Source organism: Kineococcus endophyticus, assembly GCF_040796495.1.
Classification (GTDB): Bacteria; Actinomycetota; Actinomycetes; order Actinomycetales; family Kineococcaceae; genus Kineococcus; species Kineococcus endophyticus.
Map to the genome: position 1 here is coordinate 1 of NZ_JBFNQN010000018.1, position 18,166 is coordinate 18,166.

Annotated in this window: 17 protein-coding genes; 13 read left to right on the forward strand and 4 right to left on the reverse strand. The window is 69.4% G+C overall.

What is annotated here, in order from left to right:
• Positions 1-193: 193 nt before the first annotated feature.
• The 4 genes from AB1207_RS22010 to AB1207_RS22025 all read right to left on the reverse strand — a co-directional run bounded on the left by AB1207_RS22010 (position 194) and on the right by AB1207_RS22025 (position 3,497).
• The gene (locus AB1207_RS22010; protein WP_367640776.1) at positions 194-829 is read right to left on the reverse strand and encodes a phosphatase PAP2 family protein; all 636 of its coding nucleotides are present in this window, start codon (positions 827-829) and stop codon (positions 194-196) included.
• Entirely contained in the window at positions 819-2,093 is a 1,275-nt protein-coding gene (locus AB1207_RS22015) for a hypothetical protein (RefSeq protein ID WP_367640777.1), read from the reverse strand. Before AB1207_RS22015 ends, AB1207_RS22010 begins: the two co-directional genes overlap by 11 nt.
• Positions 2,090-2,752, reverse strand: a complete 663-nt coding sequence (locus AB1207_RS22020) for a hypothetical protein (protein ID WP_367640778.1) — start codon at positions 2,750-2,752, stop codon at positions 2,090-2,092. Before AB1207_RS22020 ends, AB1207_RS22015 begins: the two co-directional genes overlap by 4 nt.
• Before the next feature lie 241 nt (positions 2,753-2,993).
• The gene (locus AB1207_RS22025) at positions 2,994-3,497 is read right to left on the reverse strand and encodes a helix-turn-helix domain-containing protein (protein WP_367640779.1); all 504 of its coding nucleotides are present in this window, start codon (positions 3,495-3,497) and stop codon (positions 2,994-2,996) included.
• A gap of 403 nt (positions 3,498-3,900) precedes the next feature.
• On the opposite strand from AB1207_RS22025, the gene AB1207_RS22030 reads away from it, so the two are divergent.
• The 13 genes from AB1207_RS22030 to AB1207_RS22090 all read left to right on the forward strand — a co-directional run bounded on the left by AB1207_RS22030 (position 3,901) and on the right by AB1207_RS22090 (position 18,135).
• Positions 3,901-5,940, forward strand: a complete 2,040-nt coding sequence (locus tag AB1207_RS22030) for a hypothetical protein (protein ID WP_367640781.1) — start codon at positions 3,901-3,903, stop codon at positions 5,938-5,940.
• Between the two features lie 204 nt (positions 5,941-6,144).
• Positions 6,145-6,432, forward strand: coding sequence for a hypothetical protein (locus tag AB1207_RS22035; RefSeq protein WP_367640783.1), 288 nt, complete (start codon positions 6,145-6,147; stop codon positions 6,430-6,432).
• A gap of 2 nt (positions 6,433-6,434) precedes the next feature.
• Positions 6,435-6,890: a hypothetical protein gene (locus AB1207_RS22040; protein WP_367640784.1), complete on the forward strand. Its 456-nt coding sequence runs from the start codon at positions 6,435-6,437 to the stop codon at positions 6,888-6,890.
• Positions 6,891-7,096: 206 nt separating this feature from the next.
• Entirely contained in the window at positions 7,097-10,081 is a 2,985-nt protein-coding gene (locus tag AB1207_RS22045) for an ATP-binding protein (protein WP_367640786.1), read from the forward strand.
• Entirely contained in the window at positions 10,078-12,363 is a 2,286-nt protein-coding gene (locus tag AB1207_RS22050; protein WP_367640787.1) for a hypothetical protein, read from the forward strand. The genes AB1207_RS22045 and AB1207_RS22050 overlap by 4 nt, the downstream gene beginning before the upstream one ends.
• Before the next feature lie 46 nt (positions 12,364-12,409).
• A complete protein-coding gene (locus AB1207_RS22055; protein ID WP_367640788.1) occupies positions 12,410-13,000 on the forward strand; it encodes a hypothetical protein in 591 nt (196 codons plus the stop codon).
• A complete protein-coding gene (locus AB1207_RS22060) occupies positions 13,000-14,172 on the forward strand; it encodes a M23 family metallopeptidase (RefSeq protein WP_367640789.1) in 1,173 nt (390 codons plus the stop codon). The genes AB1207_RS22055 and AB1207_RS22060 overlap by 1 nt, the downstream gene beginning before the upstream one ends.
• Before the next feature lie 398 nt (positions 14,173-14,570).
• Positions 14,571-15,224, forward strand: coding sequence for a hypothetical protein (locus tag AB1207_RS22065; protein WP_367640791.1), 654 nt, complete (start codon positions 14,571-14,573; stop codon positions 15,222-15,224).
• A 100-nt stretch (positions 15,225-15,324) separates the two neighbouring features.
• A complete protein-coding gene (locus tag AB1207_RS22070) occupies positions 15,325-15,618 on the forward strand; it encodes a hypothetical protein (protein WP_367640792.1) in 294 nt (97 codons plus the stop codon).
• Complete coding sequence (locus AB1207_RS22075) at positions 15,618-16,211, forward strand: HD domain-containing protein (RefSeq protein ID WP_367640794.1); 594 nt, start codon at positions 15,618-15,620, stop codon at positions 16,209-16,211. Before AB1207_RS22070 ends, AB1207_RS22075 begins: the two co-directional genes overlap by 1 nt.
• Complete coding sequence (locus AB1207_RS22080) at positions 16,202-16,327, forward strand: hypothetical protein (RefSeq protein ID WP_367640796.1); 126 nt, start codon at positions 16,202-16,204, stop codon at positions 16,325-16,327. Before AB1207_RS22075 ends, AB1207_RS22080 begins: the two co-directional genes overlap by 10 nt.
• 50 nt (positions 16,328-16,377) lie before the next feature.
• Positions 16,378-16,722, forward strand: coding sequence for a hypothetical protein (locus tag AB1207_RS22085; protein WP_367640797.1), 345 nt, complete (start codon positions 16,378-16,380; stop codon positions 16,720-16,722).
• A 747-nt stretch (positions 16,723-17,469) separates the two neighbouring features.
• Positions 17,470-18,135: an RNA polymerase sigma factor gene (locus tag AB1207_RS22090; protein ID WP_367640911.1), complete on the forward strand. Its 666-nt coding sequence runs from the start codon at positions 17,470-17,472 to the stop codon at positions 18,133-18,135.
• Positions 18,136-18,166: the final 31 nt, after the last annotated feature.

Here is an 18,166-nt window from a genome sequence, read left to right on the forward strand (position 1 = left end):
AGCGTGTCGCGCAGCAGCTTGGTCAGCGTGGCATCGAGATCCATGCGGTCGACCGTAGAGACGACGGGGGCCGGTCTCGACCGCTTTCCTGGAGCGTCGGGCGACGGCCAACGCGCGGTCATCCCGCACTGCGGGCGACGTCCGGTCATGGCGCATGGGGTGGGCGGGGGAGTCCCGAGTTCGACTCCTACGGTCAGGTCATCAACAGGTAGGTGGCCGCGGTGATGGCACCGCCGACGACACCGCCGAGGAGAACCTGTCCCAGCGTGTGATGTTGGAGCCGTACGCGAGACCACCCGGTCAGCGTGAGCAGGACAGCGCCGACGGCCAGCACCAGGGGGCCGAACAGGATGGTCAGCACGACGACGCTGCCGACCATGCAGCCGGTGTGGATCGACAGCTTGGTCCAGAGCGTGTTCACGAGCAGGAACGCCGGGATCGAGGCGATCGGGGCGACCGTGACGGCGACGACCTCACGGGGGGCGCCGAGGTGATGCACCACGGCCAGGCCGACCAGGCTGGTGAGAAGCCCGAACAGCACCGGGATGAGCCGCTGGTTGCGGGCCCGCAGGTTCCGGTCGCTCAGGCGGCCCAGCCGGACCCCGGCCAGGACGAAGGCGTAGGGGATGACGGCGGTGAACAGGGCCGTCAGTCCCGCCCACTTCAACGCCGAGGTCGTGGTGGGGCTGACGGCCAGCGCGACGAGGAGCTGGGTGACGGGCATGACCAGCGTGGGGGAGAAGACGTCGGACACCGCACGCGCCAGGCGCCAGCGGGGGTCCGGTGCGTCCGCGCGCGTGGGGGACGTCGAGGTGGCCTCAGCGGTCAACGCGGTCTCCGGGGAGTTGAACAGTGCTGCCCACCCGACCGGAGGGCTCGCCCGAGCCGACGCCGGCCTCAGCGGCGCGGGGGCAGGGGCGCGGGTGCTCGACCTCGACAGCGTCAGCCAGGTCCAGCGCCGTGGGCCAGGCGGCGGCCAGGCGTTGCAGCATCGGGCCGTCGTCGTCGTGCAGGTCCTCGGTCACGCGGGGCACCGGTCGCAGGTCGTCGAGCTTGCGGCGGCGGGCCAGCTCAACAGCGGTGGCCAGGACCAGGGCCTCGTCGTCGCGTTGGCGGGCCAGGGTGAGCCGGATCGCGTCGAAGTCGGCCGGGTCCATCCACGGAGTGAGCTCGGTGATGCTGTCGCGGACGGCGGTCTCCCGAGTCGCCAGGCGCAGTGCGGGGGAGACGACGGTCAGGTCCACCCCGGCGTCCGGGGTGGCCTGGTGCAGAGCAGCGCCCATCGGGCGAAGCCAGCGGGCGCGAGTGAGGTCAGCGACCTTGGAGGCCCACCGGTCGAAGCCGGCCCAGCTCCGCCCACGAGAGCGCCAGCAGCCGTAGCAGATGGACAAGAACGCCACGATCAACGCCGCGCGACCAGAGGCCATCGCCACATCGCGCAGCCCCTCGCCGGATTCGATGGAAACCGCGATGACCTTGGTGATGCCGAAGTAGGCGCACGTCAGACCTCCGATGCCGAGAAAGACGACCCCGGAGCGACGAGGAGACGGGTCTCGTGCGGTGCGCCCGAAGCGCAGGCAGTACACCGTGAAGGGGATGCAGACCACCAGAAAGTAGCCCATGAACAACAGCCAGTAGAGCGTCCCGGTCCAACCGCCGAGACCGTTCTCGACCTCCAGCAGGTCGTAGCGGTTGGGGCTGAGGGAGTAGCAGGCGAACATGGCCGCAGCCGCGAAGGGCCAGGCTTGCCGGATGCGTCGGGTGGCAGTGGGAGGACGGTGCCGGGCACTGGCCCCACTCAGATTCTCGGCGGCCACGACGGCGTTGTAGAAGGCACCCAAGGCAATGAGGTGCTTGAGGTGGTCGGGCAAGAACGGCTGGCCCACCAGCTCGCCCAGGCGGCGACCCAGCGGGTCAACACTCAGCGTGAGCGTCACCGCGCAGGCGGTCAAGATCCAGAACATGCGCCGGGTCTGATCCTCAGGCCGCGCGTGCCCCTCCCGACGGCGGCGCCGCATCAAGGTCCAGACCCATGCAGCGGTGCCCGAGCAGACCACGGCGATGAGCACGCGCCCCCACAGCAGCGCCGTCACCGACGGACCTCAACCCGCTTGGGGGAGCGGTCCTGCGCACCCCGGTCGTCCTGGGCGTCCCGGTCGTCCCGGCCGTCCTGGTCATCGACGATGCCGAGCATGTGCCGAGCACGAGCGTCGGCCACCGAGGGCACCGTGCGCGGTGCGGAGGTCTTCGAGCTGCGCAGGCGACGGCCGAGCATGGTGGCGACCAGCTCGGTGTGGCGCTCGCGCGGAGAGGTCCACTCTCCGCGCGCCAGGGACGGCAAGAGACGTCCTTCCAAGATGCTGCGGGCGGTGGCGTCGTTGATCTGCGTCAGGTGCTCGTCCATGCCCAGCTCGCAGGTGTGACCCAACAGCATGTGAGCGAACTCGTGGCGCAGGTTGTCGTCACGACCCGTCGACCACGCCGCGGCATCGACCAGCAGCAGGTCCTCGTCCTCCCCCTCCAGCCACGCCGCGCTGACGTGACGCTTCCCGGTGGCATCCCGCACGCGCTCGCGGTCGACGTACCAGACCCGCACTCGTCGGCCGCGGCGTTCCTCCAGCAGGTCGCGCAGGTCGGAGATCGAGGCGTCTTCGGGCAGGTCCAGGTCGTCGACGAGGCGCTGGCTGCGGCCGGCGACCAGCAGGTCCAGCAACCGCAGGTAGGCGCGCCGTACGGCGCGGGGCGCGTGCAAGGCCGCACGTCGCGGTTCCGTTGGGACAGCGGCGGCCTCGCGCGGGGTTGCAGGCTGGGGGATGCCGACGCCGGGGGTGCTCTCGCGCATCGCTTGCTGAACTCCACTGGATCGAGGGACCCGGCGATTATGCACAGCCGTCCGCAAGAATCAAAAAGCACAGCTCACAGCGTGTGACCGCTGTGGCGGCAGTGGATTGTTCCTCCTAGAGACGTCGCAGCCCGTGGGGCTAATGGACGGCTCAATCAGTTGGGTCGTCGGCATTTTCGCCGGCCGAAGCGGCGTTGCCGGCCTGCTGGCGCCCACTGCTGCGGGGCAAGTCGTCGCGATCTTCGACCTGGCCGATTTTCTCCATTGAGGCGATCAGGTCGGTCACTACGGCCAGGCCCTCAGGGGTCAACCGACTGGCGCGCAGGAACGTGTTCGATAGCTTCCGGTCACGCATCATGGTGAGGAAGTTCATCTCTGATTCAAGCTGAGCTGATTGTTCTTCGCCAACAAAATACTTTGGGCTAACACCAAAAACATTGGCAATAGCTTTGACTTGATCGAGTCCCGGATTTCTGCTCGCGCCTGATCGCAGCCGGGAGAGGTGTTGATGCGTAACGGCCGTCGGGCCAACGCGAGCAGTGCCGTCTGCAATCTCTTTGAGCGAATACTCCCGCCCGCTGGGATGGCGCATCGTGTCGAATAGCTTGTTCAGGCGGTCGGCAAAGTCCCCGCGGTCTTCGTCGGGGGATGCCACGAACTGCCTCCTGTGCAACAAGCTGGGTCGGGACACCCAGATTAGGGGGTCCGGCCCGCCGAGCAGTGTCGGTCGTCGTGTTCGGTCGTCGCACATTGGTGTGCGCAGCATCTAGGGTGTGTAGCGCCTTGATGCGCAGCCAGCGATCCGGGCCGAGACCTGGGGCACCAGGTTGTGGCGGTGGTGCCCCCCGACGGGGGTCGTGAGGGGCGCCACCTAGGTCCCGGACAGGACCGGAAGGCGTGGTCGTTCCATCACTCGACCGACGTCTTCCCGCGACGGGTGAGGCGGCAACCCCACTCGGCGTGCTGACCGAGACCTGCTCACCGTCCCCCGGCGGTACGTCGTGGCCGCGGCCAGCCGCCGGGGGGCGGTCCATCCATCTGAGCAGAAGGAGCCAGTGATGACACCTCCCACCCAGCACAGCACCCGCTCACGACCTCGCCCGATCACGCTCGCCGCGGCGGCGGCCATGACCGGCCTGCTGGTCATGACCCAGCCCGGAGCGGCCATCGCCGCCGACAAGACCGGCAACGACGACACCGAGACCACCGTCCTGCACCCCACGATCAGCGGGACCGACGGCACCGTCCGTTACTCGGTCGCCGGCCTGGCAGGCGGCGGCATCCAACTGTCGTTCGTCCACGTCCCCAACGAGGCGGCGGGGGAGAAGTCTGGCCGTGCCGAGACGCAGTCGAAGGAGTTCACGGTCACCGTGGACGCCGCGGCCATCGCCACCCAGACGGTGACCGACGACGGCGGCACCGTCGTCCCGGCCGCCGACACCAGCGACAACACCAGCGACGACTCCGCTGACGAGGAGGCCGACAAGACGGCCGACGAGGACGGCGACAGCGCCAAGGACGCGAGCACCCGGGGCGCCATCGTCGAGCAGGACGTCACCGATGACTCCACGAAGGTCACGCTCTCCGCCGACACCGAGGGCGTTGCAACCGTGTGGGTCCTGCCGCAGCAGGCTCCGGCCGCGGCCGACCCCGACGACCAGTCCTGGGTCACCCGGACCTGGCACCTGCTCGTCGACAAGATCACCGGCAACGACGAGGACAGCGACCAGGACGACCAGGGCGACGCCAAGCCGACCGTTGAGCCGACCAGCTCCCCGACGTCCAGCCCGACGTCGGACCCGACCTCGAGTTCGTCGTCTACCCCGTCCAGCTCGCCCACCTCGTCGAGCACCGCGACCGGCGGCGCCGACCAGGACGACGCGGACAACACGGCCGACGACGCCGCCGCGGGTGGGGGCGACACCTGCGTGGTGACGCAGGACCAGCTCACCACCAGCACCCGCGACGGCGGGGACGGCACGGTGGATGCCCCGCTGGAGGACGGCCCCAGCGCGGCGCCGACGTTCAGCGAGGAGGTCCGCAAGAAGGCCGCCCAGCAGCAGGAACAGGCGTCGGACTGCGGCGAGGGCACCAGCGCGGGCACCAGCGAGGGCACCAGCGAGGACAGCGACAAGTCCGACGGTACCGACGTCACGGAGGTCTCCGACAGCTCGACCGGCTCTGCGACGTCCAGCAGCGGCAAGGGCAAGGTTGAGGTCGCGGCCGGGGACTGGCTGTCGGGAATCTCCGGTGAGCGGCCGGCGGCCGAGAAGCTGCGCGGGGTGCCCGCGGAGGTGGCAACGACGTGGGCCGACTTCTCCGGCAACGCCGACCAACTCAACCCCGGCGCGGAGTTCGGCCCCGACGCCTGGGACAAGTCGCTCATCATCGCCATCCCGCCGTTCCCCCAGGGCTCCTCGTGGGAGGCGACCGCGGCCGGGGACAACGACGAGTACCTGCGTCACTACTTCTCGACCCTGGAGTCGAAGTGGGCCGGTCGTAACGGGACCGCCTACATCGAGTACAGCTACGAGGCCAACGGGTACTGGATGGCCTGGCCGGTCAAGGCCGGACAGGAAGACGCCTGGGCCAAGGCGTTCGAGCGGGCTCGCTCGATCCAGCAGGAGGAGTTCCTCGACGCGCTGCTGGGCGTCCGCTTCAACCACGAGTCCAACGGCTATGACGGCGACTCCCACGACCTGCTCCAGGCCATCAAGGGCAGCATCGACTTCGTGGGCACCAGCTACTACAACGCCTACCCGCCCGTCAGCACGCAGACCGAGTTCGACGAGCGGGCACAGATGCTCGACGGCGGCGGCGGCCCGAAGGGCATCGCCACCTGGCTGGCGGCGGCGAAGGAGGCCGGGCTGCCCATCGAGTTCGCAGAGTGGGCCGAGAGCGCGAAGGACGGCGACTCCGCCGCGTTCATCGACGGGATGCACGACACCTTCTCCAGCAACGCCGGCCCCGGGCCGGGGCAGGTGTTCGCTGAGTCCTACTTCAACATCGACAAGGACAACGACAACTGGCGGATCAACTCAGGCAAGTTGCCCGAGTCCGCGAAGCGGTACGCCGAGAAGTTCGCAGACGTCGGCTGAGAGCGGCCTCACTGGCTGACGGCATGTATCCCGGGGAACTCTGACCCCGAAGCGCGTTCTGGCTGTCGGCGCCGGACGCTGGCGTGGTGGGCGGATTGCCCGCCCACCACGCTGACACACCCCTCCTCGACCACTTCCCCGCTTGACGTCCAGCGGGTGCCGTGTACCGTGTAACACGTCATACGATACGACCTAGGAGAACCCATGCACACGCTCGCAACATTCGCTTCGTTCGCTACCGACGCTGCTCAAGGCGGCGGAGGGGGCGGGTTCGGGACCGGCGGTCTGCGCACCTGGATTTCGGAGAACATCGTCACCCTGGCCCTGCTCGCGCTCGGGTGCATCATCCTGTGGAAGTCGCGCGGGGGAGAGGTCGCCAACGGAATCTCCATCGCCGCCGGCGCCATCGTGGGAATCTGCTTCCTCGGCATGGCCACCGGCACCACCGCCACCGAGCTGGGTAGCTGGCTCGTGGGCCTCCTGCGGGGCTGACCATGCGCCTGCCGGACGACGATGAGATTTACAACGTCGACAGCGTCTACCTCGGTCCGCCCGGCCGCTTCATCGGCCGGTTTCGGCAACGGGCCATCATCCTGTTCCCCGGCATCTTGCTGCTCGTCTTCGTCATCGAACGCCGGGCAGGGTTCCCCTTCACACTGCTCACCGTCGGCCTCACCGTCATGGCGTGCGCGGCGTTGACGGCCTCCATCGTCGACCACACCAGTAGCGAACGATCCCTCGGCGTCCTCCTGCGCACCAGTTGGCAGGAAGTCATCGGTCGCCGCCCCCGCAGGGCGACCCCGCGCAAACGCCGTACCCGCAGCGCCGAGAAGGTCCTGCGGAAGACCGCAGTCCGTCAGCGACCGGAGGAATCGCTCGGCCCCCGACGAACCCGGTTCCGTGACCTCCCGGCCCGCACAACCCCCGATACGGACAGCTCCGCCAGTTGACCCCCGCAGCTCGCTACGCACCCACTGGAGAACTCAGCATGGCCCTCTGGTCCACGGCATCCAAGGACGCCGCACCCGAACCCCCGTCGGGGTTGTCGTCCCTGCCCAAGCACCCTCGACCCATCGAGGGTGACGACGTCGAGACGGCACCTCGTACTTCCCTCCGTGGTGCTCGCAAGCTGCGCAAGCCCAAGGACAACGACCTGGTGACTACGTCGCCCTCGGACCCGTCGCCGGCAGACCCGCAGGAAGCGACTCCGCAGCTCCCCTCGCTCGCCGCTGACCGCACCGGCGAGGACGTCCAGCCGGAGTCGACCCTCGACCAGCCGCACGACGACGTCGAGGTGGCCGACCAGAACGAGGCCGGCGCCGCCCAGCACCGCCTCCGCGACCTGCTGGCGGCGCCGACCACGGCGGCCCGACGGACCGGGGACGGGGCTCGGGCCCTCACCACCCGCGCGTTGACCCTGGCTACCCAGCGCCCGCCCCGAGCTGGGCACGCGGCCGAGACGGCGCGACAGGACGGCACGCCTTGGGCGCTGGAGTCCGTCGTGAACCACCTCACCTTCACCAAGCAGCGCATGATCGCGTGGTACCTGGCGGACCCTCAGCAGTGGAGCTTCCGGCCCACCGCTGAGGGCGAACAGCTCATCGAGGCCAACGCCGGGCAGCTCGCGGAGCTGGTCGGCTCGACCGTCTTCATCCGTCGCACGAGCCGTCCGTGGCCGATGTCGGCGTGGGCCAAAGCGTCCTGGCGCAACTCTCCCGATCCGGGGGCGGCCTACGCCGAAATCCTCAAGCGCGACCAGCGGCTCCTCCAGTCCCAGCAGCAAGCCGACACGCTCACCTACTACGGCGTGGACCTGGGAACGCGCCCTCCGCTGACTCGTGTCCTGGCCAAGGTGCATGAGGCCGTCGCGGATCGCGAGATGCGCGCCCTCCAGGCCCGGCTGGACCACCTTGACGCCATCATGGCCGGCGACGGCCTGAGCGCACGGCCGGCCCTGGGAGCGGACATGGCCTGGCTCCTGGCCCGCTCGTTCGCCCTGGGCTGCCCCGTGCGGCACGACCGTGAGGTGACCCCCGCGGAGTGGACCCGGGAAGACCTGGCCAAGTTCATCGACGGGGTCGACTGGAGCGCCGAGCCGCTGGCACCGACCATCACGATCACCTCGACCCTGGGCGACCAGCCCGTCACCCGGCACGTTGTCACCCTCACGGTCGGACAGATGCAGGAACTTGCCATCCCCGAGGGGTACGACCCCTGGATGGCCCGGGTCGATCGACTCCCCTTCCCGGTGGAGTGGACGGCCCGTATCGACGTGCGTACTCCCGAGCAGACCTCCAAGGAGATGGAGAAGCTGTCTGACCGGATCGACGCGCAGGTCAACCACTACCAGCAGGACCACGGCAAGCGTCCGCCGAAGCAGCTCGCCCGACAGTTCCACCGCACCGGTGAGGTCGAAGACGAGATGCGGACGGGCTTCGACGGCCTGAGCACCCGTACCCGCGGGTGGTACCGCCTCCACGTCTCCGGCCGCACCGAGGAGGAGGCGTTGAAGCGCGCCGAAGCGGTCCGCAACCTCTACAAGCCGAACATCAACATCGAGCAGGAACTCGGCCAGTACCAGCTCGCCCGAGAAGCCGTCCCCGGCGAGCCCCTGGCCAACACCGGGCACACCCGTCGACTCCCGGTACTCAAGGTCGCCGCCGCCGTGCCCGCGGCCACCGCCGAGGTCGGGGACAAGCGCGGTGTGCTCATCGGGGAGACCGCCGGTTTCGTCTCCCGAGCAGTCGTGCACGACCTGTGGCTGGGCCCGGAGGTGCTGGACCAGTCCGGCCTCTGCCTCATCGCCGCTGCCCCTGGTGGCGGGAAGTCCAACCTCATGGGCCTGCTCATCGCCAAGACCTGCGCCCAGGGCGTCCCCTGGACGGTCATGGACCCCTCCGGTCGTCTGGGCCAGCTGTGCGCCCTGCCCTGGTTCCGGGGAATCTCCAAGCAGATCAACCTTCTGCGCAGCGAGGCCGGATCGCTCAACCCCTACGCCCTGGTCCCCGAGCCCAAGCGCGAATGGTTCACCGACGAGGACGACCCCGAGAAGTCCTACCGAGACGCGGTCACCGCGGCACAGATGACCCGGCGCGACCTCACGTTCGACACCCTGCGCTGGTGCCTGGACCCCTCCCAGGCCCGTGACGGTGAGATGCGTACCGCTCTGCGCGACGCGATCGGCAAGGCGCCGGCCACGATCCACTCCAGTGCACACGGCGTGCTGGAGGTGCTGCGCCCGCGCAAGGGCGTCTACAAGACGAGCGGTGCAGTACTGTTCCGCAGGCTGGAGGAAGCCAGCCAGCGCGAGCTGGCTCGGCTGTTCTTCGCGCCGCCGGAAGGAACGGGCTCCACGCACAGTGAGGAGACGCAGCAGCCGCGGCTCAAGGTCTACAACCTCAAGGGACTGGTGCAGCCCGAAGAACAGAAGGAGCAGGACGACTGGTCGTTCGAGGAGCTGCTGTCCCGACCGATCATGAACCTGGCGGCCTGGAGCTCTGCCTCGGACCTCTACAGGGGCGACATTCACTCGCGCAAGGGCTTCTCGCTGGACGAGGCGCACGAGGTGACCAAGGTCGGCACCGGAAAGGCCCTTGTCGGCAAGGTGCAGACCGACTCGCGGAAGTTCGACATTGCCGCACTGGTCGCCACCCAGAACCCCTCTCGCCTCCTGGGGGAGGGAGCAGCGAACCTCGTGGGTTCCGCCTTCGTCGGGCGGACGCTCGACCTGGACGAGCAACGGGACGCCTTGAAGATGCTGAGGCTGCCCGCCGGGGTCGGGTACGAGGCCATCCTGGGCGGCCTTTCTCCCAAGTCCTCGCGCACGCGCCGCCCGGCGGACGACTTCGAGGGGGAGAACGAATGGCTGAACCGATCGACCCCCGCAGCGGCCAACTACAAGGAGTTCATCTTCGCCGACGGCATGGGTGGTGAGAACGGCCAGGGCGGGATCGAGAAGATTCGCGTCCTCCTGACCCACCACCCGGAGCTGTTGCAGGCGTTGGACACCCGATCGGACCCCACCCGTGCCGCGGCTGCTCGCCGTCGTGCGGCGCAGGACCGAGAAACGATCGACCTGACCAAGGCCGAGGAATCGGCCGCCGGTGGCGCATCGCTGACCACTGGAGAGGAGACCTGGTGAGCACCACGCACACCCCGCAGGCAGTCTCCGGTAACTCAACGCGCGCCCGGTGGGTCACACGAGGAGTCCTGGGCCTGCTGCTGGCGCTGCTGCTCGGGGGAGCCGCCGGTGGAAGCGCGCAGGCCGCCCCCGCAGCGGCTCCCGCGCTGGCGGCCATCGACCTGGACTGCAAGGAGACACCGCTGCCCGCCGGTCCCAGCGATGGCCTGGCCGGCACCCTGAGCACCGCCCCGACCGAGCCGGTCTCGGGCGACCCGTTCAGCAAGGACGGGCCCACTCTGGCGGAGGTCTACGGCTACTCCTACACCTGGCAGGTCTACGACAACGGCTGCGGCGTCACCGATGGACCGCTGGCGTCCTGGGGCACCGACACGGCGAACCTCATGCTGGGTCTCTCGGACAGCGTCCTCGCGCTGACCGGATCGGCTCTGGGTGCGGTCGTCGACCCGTCGGGATGGATTGGCGTGCTCGACGACCCGATGGTGCAGGCCACCCAGGCAGTCCGGGAAGGCTTGTGGGGCCCCTGGCTGGGCGTGGCGATGATGCTCGTCGCCGTCGTGATCTTGTGGAGAGCGCGCGTCTCGCAGGAGTTCTCCCGCACCATCAACGCCGGGGCCTGGGCGATCCTGGTGCTCGTCGGGGTGACCGTGCTCCTGGACTACCCGGTGGAGTCCACCCGGGCCGTCGACGACGTCACGCAGTCGGTCGTGACGACCGTCTCCAACAGCTTCGACCAGCGCGAGGACGACGGAACCGCCTCGGGCGCGGTGAACGCCCAGATGGACGCCTTCTCCCGCCAGGTTCTCTACTCGACGTGGGCCAAGGGCGCCTTCGGGGACGCCAACTCCAAGACCGCCCAGGAGTACGGCCCCGCGCTGTTCAAGGCGTCTCACCTGACCTGGCAGGAGGAGGCCACCGTCAAGGCCGACCCGGAGGGGGCGGGCAAAGAGATTCTGGACCAGAAGGCGTCCGACTTCGAGGAGACCGCCGACGCCGTCAAGAACTCGGACAGAAGAGCCTACGAGTACCTGACCGGGAACGAGAGCCGATGGCCGGCGGCTGAGCAATCCCTCATCCTCACGCTTCTGCTCATGCCGTTCCTGTTGCTGGCCGGGATCATCGTGCTGGTCTCCTACCTGGTGATCCGGCTCGGGGCGCCACTGGCGCCGGTGCTGGGCCTGCTCGGCATCATCGAGCCGTTGCAGTCGGTCGTCACCAGCGCGGCCAAGAAGATCGGAAGCGTGCTGTTCGCTGGCCCGGTGTTCTGGGTCGGAGCGAACGTGAACCTCATCATCGCCAGCGCCATCCTGAACCAGACCGACGACGAGATTGCCTGGTGGCTCCGTTACGGCCTGGCCGCCGCCGCGGGCATCCTGCTGTGGATGCTGCTCAAGCCCGCCGCGTTCTTCACTGGCGCTGCCGGAGGCGCAGCCCGCAAGGCGTGGGGCGCGTTCCGCGACTTCCAACTGGTCAAGGCGGGCACCAAGGGAATCCGGGACCGGCAGGACCGCGAGTACGGTGAGGAGAAGCGCCGTCGTGGTGCCCCGGCGCCCGAGCGTCAGGGTTACGGCGAGCGGTTCACCTACCCCTCGCTGACGACCGGACCCAACGCCAGCGACCGCGAGACCCGCACGCCCCAGCCCGAGTCGGTGTACGTCGGCAACGTCACGGCCTCCCGACACCACGAGGGGTCGCAGGCCGCAGCCACGACCACGCCCGGGACGTTCGTGCGTCGTGAGGTGGCGGCCCCGGCTCCAGCGACCGCCCTGCCCGCAGGGGGGGCCCGTCGCGGCGTCGACACCCGCTCCACTGTTCGGCGCATCGCCCTCGACTCCGCGGCAACAGGTTCCTCGGAGGCCGGCGACGACACCAGCTCGTCGAGCGCCAGCAGCATGAGGGGCGCCACGAGGAACGCGGTCGCGGGCTCCCGCGCCGCCTCGACGGCAGCGGCCGACCCGACCTCGGAAACCCCCCGTGGTCAGGCGCCTGGTTCCGACCGGGGGCTGACCGCTGGAGGCAAGCACCGTGTGGCGCCGGTCGACGGCGTGCTCGACGAGAACCGTCCCGGCAACACCGGAAGCACCTCGGCCTTGCGGCCGGCCACCGCGCAGGCGTCGGTCCCGGTGCACCTGGCCGAGAACGAGGCCGTGGTGGACGGGCAGGTGACCCACCGCGTGCCGGACGGGGTCGCGGAGTCGAACTCCTATGTCGACCCCCGCACCGGGCGCACGGTCTACGAGGTTTGGTCCCCGATGGGCTCGGAGGTGCACGATGTGGAGTGAGATTCTTCGGCCGATTCTGCGCTGGCCGCTGAGGTCGCCCCTGCGGTTGCTGGCTAGCATCGCCGCCGTCCTGGTGCTCATCTTCGGCCTCGGCAGCTTGAACCGGCAGGGCGGTGACACCCGCCCGATCGCTCAGGCGACGGCCACCACGGACGAGCAGTCGGGAGCTGACCAGCCCTCTGGTCAGGACAGCGGCGGAGGCGCCGGAGGTCTCGACGAGGACGAGGAGGAGGCCGCCCCCGAGCCGCCGGCCATCGCCGTGCAGCGCGCCGCCGCCTTCCTCACCGCCTGGGCCAGGCCGACGGTTCCGGCCGATCAGTGGCGTGCGGACCTGGCACCGTTCGTCGACCCGCTCCTGGCTCAGGGGCTCGCCCTGACCGATCCGGTCAACGTCCCGGCCTCCCGAGTCGAGGACGCCGGCACGCTGGTCCGGTCGGCTACCCGCTCGGCGCTGTACGACTTCGCCACCGACGCCGGCACCGTGCAGGTCACCATGACCAGCGACGGCATCACCTGGTGGGTCAGCGAGGTCACCCCGCAGAAGGCGACCTCGAGAGCGGACACGCCGGAGCCCACTCCGGGGGCTGACGGCGGCCAGAACGGGGCGGGGGGCGCCACGGCACCCCCGGCGGGCTGATGGTCGAACCCGCCGCCGTCGCCGCCCTGCTGGCCAAGGAGGCCGCCCGCCGTGCCGCCGTCGCCGCGTGGAAGCGACGTGGCGGGGTGGCCGCCGCCATCGGCGCGGTGCTGGTGGCCGCACCGATGGCCTTCATGGCCCCGGTCGCGGTGATGGGGGGAGCCGACACTCAGAACGTCTCGGCCTGCACCCCGCTGGGCAACGGCGGGGTGGGCCTGGGTGTCCCGCAGGGCAAGGCCATCACTGCCGCCAACCTGACCCAGGACCAGAGCGACAACGCCCGCGTCGTCGTCACCGTCGGCCAGCGAGCCGGGGTGCCCGTACAGGGCTTGGTCGTGGCCATTGCCACCACCCTCCAAGAGTCTGGGCTGCGGAACATCGACTACGGCGACCGCGACTCCCTGGGGCTCTTTCAGCAGCGTCCCTCGACCGGCTGGGGAACACCGGGTCAGGTCACCGATCCGGTACTGGCCTCCGAGGCGTTCTACGGCGTGGCCGCTCACACCAACAATCCCGGCCTGCTGGACATCAAGGGGTGGCAATCCATGAGCGTCACCCAGGCAGCGCAGGCGGTGCAGCGCAGCGGCTTTCCGACGGCCTATGCGAAATGGGAAGACGAGGCCCGCATCATCGTCGCCTCGGTCGGGGGCAGCAGCTCCACCGTGAACCCAGACACAGGAGCCACGGTTCCGGGGACCAGCGACGCACTCACCGCGGCCTGCAACCCGTCAGGGGGATCTCAGAGCGGGGTGGAGGTGGGGGCCGGCGGCTGGGTCGCCCCCCTGCCGACCCCGTTCGTCATCACCTCCGGCTTCGGCCCCCGTCGGTCACCGACGGCCGGAGCCAGCTCGGTGCACGCAGGCATCGACTTCGGCGTCCCGATCGGAACGCCCGTCTTCGCCGCCGCCGAGGGCACCGTGATCCGGGCAGGAGCGGCCTCGGGCTACGGCATCGCGGTCTACCTCCAGCACGCAGACGGCGTCATCACCCGCTACGGGCACCTGTCGCGCACCACCGTCAGCGTCGGGGACACCGTCACCGCCGGCCAGCAGATCGCCCTCAGCGGCAACACCGGGGTCAGCACCGGAGCGCACCTGCACTTCGAGGTGCGTCCTGGTGACGTCCCCACCAACCCCGTACCGTGGATGGCCAGCAAGGGGGTCACGCTGTGACCTGGCGTGAGCAGATCAGCGGGGCCGGCCAGCAGGAGGGCCCGGAGACCGTCGAGCGGAAGGGGTGGGCCGTGGAGCCCGAGGAGCCCCGAGCGCCCCACGGCCGCCAGGGTCCTGACCGCGATGAGGCCGCCGACCTCCCGGCGTTCGACTTCGCCGCCGCCTGGGGGGGACCGCTACCTCTGGTCCGAGACCACCGAGACCACCGAGACCACCGAGACCACCGAGACCACCGAGGCCACCCCGACGACCTCGGCGGGGACCTGGACCACGAGCACGACGCAGAGCGCGTCCACACGCCCAGGTCCACCGACGACTTCCCCAGCGGAGCCACCAGTGACACCGTCGGGGAGGTCTTCGAGGTCGAGGACACCTCCTGGCTGCTGGTTCCCCCGCCGGTGCGGGCCGCAACCAGCCTGGAGCACCTGCCTGACCTACCGGCGGGCACCGCGGTCGCTCTACGGCATCCGGGCGGCGGCTTCCTCCTCGACCTCGTCCTGACCAAGTCGAGCACCCAGGTACGCGCGACGTCCGACCCAGCCGAGCAGGGCCACGAGCCGCAGGAGGCCCGGCACGCCCTAGTGACGAGCGAGGCGCACTGGGCGGTCCACCGGTACCTGCGTGACTGCACCTGGTACCAGCGTTGGGCGCCAGCTCGGGACCTGTTCGTCTACAGCGACCTGCCCCCATCGGCGGCTACCGCCGGGCCCGGCGGCAGCACGGCGAGCGACCGGATCGACGGCCGAGCTGGAGGCGGGGCCGTCCGGAGGAACTGGGCGCAGGAGTTGGACCGCGACCCGAGCCTGCCCCCGACGCAGCGTCCCGCTCCGGCTCGCGAGTCGGGTTCCCTGCTGGGCCGACGACTGCGTTTCCAGGCTAAGCCAGGGGACTGGCAGTGGGTGATCGCGTCGAGCGAGCCCTACAGCGACGAACACGGTGCGATCGTCGTGCGCGTCGTCTCCATCACCACCTGGCACCTGTGGCACGCCCACAGCTTCGACAACGACGGTGCGGTGCTCGCCCTGCCTCTCGAACGGGCCTGGGTCTACTGACGTCTTCGTGTTACGTGTAGTGCGAAACACGGTAAGGTTTCACCCATTCCAGGACGCCTGCTGAGTGCGTCCACCCTCAACCTCGCACCCAAGGAAACCCATGACTCAACAAGTCAGTAAGAAAGACAACGACCTGGCCTACCTCATCATGGCCTGCGTCGCTCTCCTTGCAGTGCAGCGCCTCTGGTCAACTCGTATCAAACCCTGGGTGCTGGAAAACCTACAAGCCGTCCAGGCCGGCGACTGGCAGCACAGTGTCAGCGGTGACGTGACCACGCTGGACGTCGTCGGCATGAGCCTGCTGTTGCTGCCCGTCGTCGTACTGCTGCTGCTGATTCGCCAGCGCCGCAAGAACAGCAAGGACGCGAAGAACAAGACGAAGGAGAACAGCTGATGACTGAACTCTCGCGCACCATCCCGCGACACGACATGTCCCGACCAACTCGAGAACTGGGTCTTGAGGTGATCCGCAGCCTTTCCGATCCCGCGCGTGCGGCGGCAGAATCTCTGCTAGCCGAATCCCTGCGTGATCGGTGGTCTCACGTTCAGAGGGTTGCAGCGACTGCCGGTGAGTTGGCGGACGCGGTCGGACTGTCTCAGGCCGAGCGCGACCTCGCGGTGGCTTCGGCGTGGCTGCACGACGTCGGCTACGCACCCGCCCTCCTGCGCTCGCTGGACTCACGCTGCCTCGGCCCCACCGGTTTCCACCCCCTCGACGGGGCCGTCTACCTGTACGCCGAGGGCTGGCCCGACGACCTTGTGGGCCTGGTCGCCCATCACTCCCTGGCGGACGTGGAGGCCCTGCACCGCGGCCTAGAACCCGAGCTTGTGCAGTACCCCGACCGTCCGGGACTGGTCCGCGACGTCCTGTGGGTTGCAGACCTGACCTCTGGTCCCCGAGGGCAGCGACTCACCATCGACAACGCCTGGCCGACGTGGTGCTGCGCTACGGCCGAGACCATCTGGTCAGCGAGTGCATGGTGGTAGTCGCAACCGCCGCGATGGCCGCAGCCCGCAGGCTGCACGCCCGCGCCGACGCCGGCGGACGCATGTCCGTGGCGTTGAGCGTGGCGATGGGCGCGTGGCCTGACGCGGCCGGGTGAGCGGGACGCTGCTGACGACACGTTGGTACGAAGACTCACGGAGGCCCCTCATGGACCAGGACGTCCCGCGCGATCATCCCTCGCTGGAGCAGTACCCGGATCGTCCGACCTACCTTGCCCGTATCGACGGTGTGCTGTGGCGGATGCCCATGCGCGACGACTACGACGCGGCTGTTCCCGTCCCGGTCACCGACCTCATGCAAGCTCGGTCCGTCATCGGTCTCCTGGAACGTCTGGTGCACAAGGGGATCGTGGATGACCCGGTGGTGTTGAAGATGATCGGACGAACCGCGGTTGTCGGCTCCAACGAAGCTCCGCCGCTCACTGCTGGTGAGGTCGAGCGGTGGTTAAGGGATCTGCGAAGTCGCATCAATGCCTGGATGCCGCACTACTGACGTTCCCCCCCCGGCTCACACCCCTCGGAGCTGGGTGTCCGGGAGCCACTGCTGAGCTAGCAGGGTGTCCTCCCCTGGCCGGGGGATGGCGTAGGTCACGCGGGCTGACCAGCCTCCGAAGGGCAATCGACGCCACGCAGTCATCACGCCCGGGTACGGTCCGTCGCTACCCTCGTCGTCGCCCAGGACCCTGCACAGCGCCGCGGCGGGCCGCTCGTCGGCGCCTGGCCGGGCCGCAGCCTCAGCCGCCGCCTTGCGCTGTGCGAGGTCGGCCGCTCGGACGCGGTCTTGCTTGTAGTCCCCGTCGATGCGGGCGCGTTGCACCCGTGAGAGCTGGCCTCCTGCCACGCATCTATGAGAACACTTGTTCGAACTGTGCCGTGAGGATCACGCCCAAGCTCTGTTATGTCTCAGGACATCGGTGACAGTTCTGCATCAGGACATCGGTGACACTTCCAGCTCTTGTGGTGGTGACACTTCCCGGTCTTCCGAGCCCACCGGGCTGCCTCAGCTGGCCCACCGCGCGGCGCGGACCCCCTGCGCCCGGCGATCCACACCCGGTGCACGTTGATGGGCGGACCCGTCCACGCGAGCAGCACCCATGGAGCCAGGCCGCGGCCCACCCGGGGCGGCCGCGACTTCACGGTCACGGACGTCACGGTCATGCCGAATTGAGGACGTTCTCAACTCGTGCCTCATGATCGGGAACCCGGCCGCAGCTGCGGGCATAGGGAGGGCGTGAGCGAGATGGCAGACCAGGCCGCACCCAGTGACGGGGCGCTGTGGCGGCGGGCAGCGGCCGGAGACGGGGACAGCTTCGGAGTCCTCTTCGACCGTCACGCCGAGGCAGTACACCGCTACTGCGCCCGCCGCACCGGCTCCCTGGATGCCGCCGATGACCTGCTGTCCATCGTCTTCCTGGAAGCCTGGCGCCGGCGCGAGGAGGTGCAGCTCGTCGACGAAGTCGCACTGCCGTGGCTGTACGGAGTGGCTCAACGCACCGTGCAGCGGCGCTGGCGCACGGCCCTGCGTCACCGCCGCGCTCTGCAACGCCTACCTGCGGTGCTCGCCACTCCCGACCATGCCGATGAGGTCGCCGCCCGCCTCGATGATGAAAAGCACCTGGCTCAGCTGCAGGAAGCCTTCCGCCGACTGCGCCCTGCAGAGCAGGACGTCTTGACGCTGTGCGTGTGGCAGGGCTTGGACTACGCCTCGGCCGCGGTCGCCTTGGGCGTACCGGTCGGCACGGTGCGCTCGCGCCTGTCTCGCGCGCGAGCTCGACTGCAAGCCCACGTGCCACCCCCGGGCGAAGCCTTGCCGGGCTGCGCTCCCGCTGCGAGACCGCCAGCCGCGCCCCGCTCCTCCACCCTCGCAGCGCCCCCTACCTCCACCACCGCTTGGGAGCAGTCATGACCTCCACCTTGTCCGGTATGGATCCCCGACG

Coding starts and splice junctions, on each gene's coding strand:
- AB1207_RS22030 (WP_367640781.1), top strand. CDS start 3,901: ATGACACCTCCCACCCAGCACAGCACCCGCTCACGACCTCGCCCGATC.
- AB1207_RS22035 (WP_367640783.1), top strand. CDS start 6,145: ATGCACACGCTCGCAACATTCGCTTCGTTCGCTACCGACGCTGCTCAA.
- AB1207_RS22040 (WP_367640784.1), top strand. CDS start 6,435: ATGCGCCTGCCGGACGACGATGAGATTTACAACGTCGACAGCGTCTAC.
- AB1207_RS22060 (WP_367640789.1), top strand. CDS start 13,000: ATGGTCGAACCCGCCGCCGTCGCCGCCCTGCTGGCCAAGGAGGCCGCC.
- AB1207_RS22070 (WP_367640792.1), top strand. CDS start 15,325: ATGACTCAACAAGTCAGTAAGAAAGACAACGACCTGGCCTACCTCATC.
- AB1207_RS22075 (WP_367640794.1), top strand. CDS start 15,618: ATGACTGAACTCTCGCGCACCATCCCGCGACACGACATGTCCCGACCA.
- AB1207_RS22080 (WP_367640796.1), top strand. CDS start 16,202: ATGGTGGTAGTCGCAACCGCCGCGATGGCCGCAGCCCGCAGGCTGCAC.
- AB1207_RS22085 (WP_367640797.1), top strand. CDS start 16,378: ATGGACCAGGACGTCCCGCGCGATCATCCCTCGCTGGAGCAGTACCCG.
- AB1207_RS22090 (WP_367640911.1), top strand. CDS start 17,470: ATGGCAGACCAGGCCGCACCCAGTGACGGGGCGCTGTGGCGGCGGGCA.